We start from the raw sequence: 4,414 nt of genomic DNA, 5'->3' as shown, positions 1-4,414 counted from the left end.
GCGACATGTACTTGCCGCCCAACAGGCTCTCGCTCGCGATCACCGCCACGGTGTCCTTGGGCAGCTTGATGCTGGGGTCGATCGACATGTGGACGACGGCAAGATAGGTGCTGGGGTCGAGCGTCTGGCTCGTGACGGTACCTACCTTGACGCCGCTGATGCGCACGTCGCTGCCGCTTTGCAGACCGCCGACGCTGGAGAAATTGGCCGTGACCTCGTAGCCATCGACACGTCTCAGGTCGGCGCTGGTATAGGCAAAGACCAAAAAGAAACCCGCCACGACGATGACGACACCGCCGAGCACGGTTTCAATGGTATTCCTGCGCATTCAAAATCCCTCGGTGGATAACCCTGGTCCGGTCCGGCGCCGACGGCCGGTCAGCTTGGCGTCCAGGGTTCGTAGTCGCCGGTGGCGCGCTCCCGGACGCCGCCTTCCAGCGTGTGTCCCGGCGGCCGGTATGCCGTCAGGCTGCCGGTGGCGTTGGGTGTGTGGGGCTTCTGCCAGGGCTTGTGGAAGGCGCTGCCCTCCTTCAACGGTTCCTTGACCGTGTGGTGCAGCCAGCCGTGCCATTCCGGCGGAACCTTGGAAGCTTCCGGCTCGCCGTTATAGAGCACCCAGCGGCGCTCGCGCTGGCCGGTGGCCTTCTTGTCGCGATAGTACGCGTTGCCGAACGAATCGGTGCCGACCAGCTCGCCACGGCGCCACGTGAACAGGCGGATTTGTAGGTTCGACATAAACGTGTTGAAGGAGATACGTTCTTTCATGGCCGCTCGCTGACACGGGGACGAACCCCATTTACGTACTTTTTCGTCGGGGCGGAATATGGCACCTGGGTTTGTCCGCGTCCAGCCGGACAGCGCAAATGCCGCGGAATAACGGACCGCTCTCCGAACGGCTGCCCTGACGGTCCGCGAATCGGGACGCCCGATCGCATGATTCTGCGCCCCCCTGTCAACGGGTTTACGCGGCCCCGGCAGCCGGCTACGCTGCCATCCACATTCCCCCCACATGACGATTCAGTGGCTCCCCGAGCACACCGGCACACATCATTTGGTGTCGGGCGGAACGTCAACCTCAAAATCTTGTTGCCTACACCAGAACTTGTGGCACACTCCGGACCAAGCACAGGATATCGCGGCCCGCTGCTCCAACAGCGCTGCGACAAGGTCGGCCTCACCTCCAGGCCGCTCGCCGGTGCCGGGATCGAGATCGGGCTGACACAGCGCCAAGCTAAACAGGGATTACTGAGATGCGGATTGAGCGACGCTTTACGACCGAAGGACGGGACGCCTATGACGGCATCGAATTCCGCACCACCACCAGCGAGATTCGCAATCCCGACGGTTCGGTCGTTTTCCAGCTCGCCAACGTCGATGTCCCGGCCGATTGGAGCCAGGTCGCCTGCGATATCCTGGCGCAGAAGTATTTCCGCAAGGCCGGCATTCCGGCCGTCCTGAAGGCGGTCGAGGAAAACACCGTCCCCAGCTGGCTGTGGCGCAAGGTCGCCGACGAGGAAGCGCTGAAGCGCGTCTCGAAGGAGAGCCGCAAGGTCGGCGAAACCTCGGCCCGTCAGGTCTTCGACCGTCTGGCCGGAACCTGGACCTACTGGGGCTGGCACGGCGGCTATTTCGACGCCGAGTCGGACGCCCGCGCCTTCTTCGACGAGATGCGCTACATGCTGTGCCGCCAGATGGCGGCTCCCAACAGCCCGCAGTGGTTCAACACCGGCCTGCACTGGGCCTACGGCATCGATGGCCCGGCGCAGGGCCACTACTACGTCGATTTCCGCACCGGCGAGCTGACCGCGTCCGAGTCGGCCTATGAGCACCCGCAGCCCCACGCCTGCTTCATCCAGGGCGTGCGCGACGATCTGGTCGGCGACGGCGGCATCATGGACCTGTGGGTGCGCGAGGCGCGCCTGTTCAAGTACGGCTCCGGCACCGGCTCCAACTTCTCCAAGGTCCGCGGCGACGGCGAGAAGCTGTCGGGCGGCGGCCGGTCCTCCGGCCTGATGAGCTTCCTGAAGATCGGCGACCGCGCCGCCGGCGCCATCAAGTCGGGCGGCACCACCCGCCGCGCCGCCAAGATGGTCACGGTCGATCTCGACCACCCCGACATCGAAGCCTATATCGACTGGAAGGTCACGGAAGAGCAGAAGGTCGCTGCCCTTGTCGCCGGCTCCAAGCTGGCGTCGCGCCACATGAACGCGGTCATGCTGGCAGCCACCGAAGGCTTCTCCCCGACCGATCCCAAGCGCCTCGACCCCAAGGAAAACAAGGCGCTGAAGAAGGCGATCGTGGACGCCCGCAAGGACATGATCCCCGAGAACTACGTCCAGCGCGTGATCCAGTTCGCCGGCCAGGGCTACACCTCGATCAAGTTCAAGACCTACGACACGGACTGGGACTCGGAAGCCTACCTGACCGTCTCCGGCCAGAACTCCAACAACTCGGTCCGGATCTCCAACGACTTCATCGAAGCCGTGCTGGACGACGCCGACTGGCAGCTGATCCGCCGCACCGACGGCAACGTCCACAAGACCCTGAAGGCCCGCGACCTGTGGGAAAAGATCGGCGAAGCCGCCTGGGCCTGCGCCGATCCGGGGGTACAGTTCGACACCACCATCAACGAGTGGCACACCTGCCCCGCGTCGGGCCGGATCAACGCGTCGAATCCGTGCTCGGAATACATGTTCCTGGACGATACGGCCTGCAATCTGGCGTCCCTGAACCTGATGACCTTCCGTCGTCCGGACGGCCAGTTCGACATCGAGTCGTTCGAGCATGCCTGCCGCCTCTGGACCGTCGTGCTGGAAATCTCGGTGCTGATGGCGCAGTTCCCGTCCAAGGAGATCGCCCAGCTCAGCTACGAGTTCCGCACCCTCGGCCTCGGCTACGCCAATCTCGGCGGCCTGCTGATGGCCGCCGGCCTGTCCTATGACAGCGACGAGGGCCGCGCCCTGTGCGGCGCCATCACCGCCGTCATGACCGGCGTGTCCTATGCCACCTCGGCCGAGATGGCGCAGGAGCTCGGGACATTCCCGGCCTACGACGTCAACCGCGACCACATGCTGCGGGTCATCCGCAATCACCGCCGCGCCGCCCACGGCACGACTGAGAACTACGAGGGCCTGTCGGTCCTGCCGGTCGCCATCAAGGCCGAGCAGTGCCCCGATCAGGATCTGGTCGCGGCGGCCCGCCGCGCCTGGGACAACGCCCTGGAACTGGGCGAGCTGTACGGTTTCCGCAACGCCCAGTCCACGGTGATCGCCCCGACCGGCACGATCGGTCTGGTGATGGACTGCGACACCACCGGCATCGAGCCGGACTTCGCCTTGGTGAAGTTCAAGAAGCTGGCCGGCGGCGGCTACTTCAAGATCATCAATCGGGTCGTTCCGGAAGCCCTCGCCAAGCTCGGCTATACACCGGAGCAGATCGGCGAGATGGAGCGGTATGCGGTCGGTCACGGCACGCTGAAGACCGCCCCCGGCGTCAACCATGCGGCGCTGATGGCGAAGGGCTTCACCGAAGAGACCCTGAAGACCATCGAGCAGAGCCTTGGCAACGCCTTCGACATCAAGTTCGCCTTCAACAAGTGGTCGCTGGGCGTCGAATTCTGCACCGAAGTGCTGGGCATCCCGGCCGCCGCGCTGGACGATTTCGGCTTCGACATGCTGGCGCATCTGGGCTTCTCCCGCGCCGACATCGACGCCGCCAACACCTATTGCTGCGGCGCCATGACGCTGGAAGGCGCTCCCTTCCTGAAGGACGAGCACCTGTCGGTGTTCGACTGCGCCAATCCCTGCGGCCGCATCGGCAAGCGGTATCTCTCGACCGAGAGCCACATCCACATGATGGCGGCGGCTCAGCCCTTCATCTCGGGCGCCATCTCCAAGACCATCAACATGCCGAACGCCGCGACGGTCGAGCAGTGCAAGGACGCCTATATGCTGTCCTGGCGCCTCGGCACCAAGGCCAACGCGCTGTACCGCGACGGTTCCAAGCTCAGCCAGCCGCTGTCCAGCAGCATCCTGGAAGGCGTCGACGAGTCGGAGGAGAGCGATACCGTCCAGGCCATCATCGACGCCCCGCCCGCCCAGCGCGCCCCGATGGTCGCCGAGCGGATCGTCGAAAAGGTCATCGAGCGGATGCGCGAGAAGGCCGAGCGCGAGAAGCTGCCGCACCGCCGCAAGGGCTAGACCCAGAAGGCCGTCGTCGGCGGTCACAAGGTCTACCTGCGGACCGGCGAGTACGAGGACGGCCGCCTGGGCGAGATCTTCATCGACATGCACAAGGAGGGCGCTGCCTTCCGGTCGCTGATGAACAACTTCGCCATCGCGATCTCGATCGGCCTCCAGTACGGCGTGCCGCTGGAAGAGTTCGTCGAGGCATTCACCTTCGTCCGTTTCGAGCC

The 4,414-nt window shown here is 64.8% G+C and carries 2 protein-coding genes and 1 pseudogene; 1 reads left to right on the top strand and 2 read right to left on the bottom strand.

Going from position 1 to position 4,414, the window contains the following annotated elements; translation table 11 throughout:
* Together AC5JJ6_RS00800 and AC5JJ6_RS00795 are read right to left on the bottom strand one after the other, a co-directional pair.
* The coding region (locus AC5JJ6_RS00800; protein ID WP_496040211.1) for an MlaD family protein at positions 1-328 on the bottom strand (328 nt) is incomplete at its 3' end.
* Between the two features lie 50 nt (positions 329-378).
* Positions 379-765 (bottom strand): NADH:ubiquinone oxidoreductase subunit NDUFA12, encoded by a 387-nt coding sequence (locus AC5JJ6_RS00795; RefSeq protein ID WP_496040210.1) that lies wholly within the window; start codon positions 763-765, stop codon positions 379-381.
* A 485-nt stretch (positions 766-1,250) separates the two neighbouring features.
* On the opposite strand from AC5JJ6_RS00795, the pseudogene AC5JJ6_RS00790 reads away from it, so the two are divergent.
* Positions 1,251-4,414, top strand: a pseudogene (locus AC5JJ6_RS00790) (vitamin B12-dependent ribonucleotide reductase); the annotation flags it as partial.

The organism is Skermanella sp. (assembly GCF_059503625.1).
The sequence above is the reverse complement of the archived record's forward strand: the minus strand, read 5'-3'. Positions and strand labels throughout refer to the sequence as shown.

Bases quoted from the DNA above. Each gene is read 5' to 3' on its own strand.
- AC5JJ6_RS00795 (WP_496040210.1), bottom strand. From the start codon at position 765: ATGAAAGAACGTATCTCCTTCAACACGTTTATGTCGAACCTACAAATC.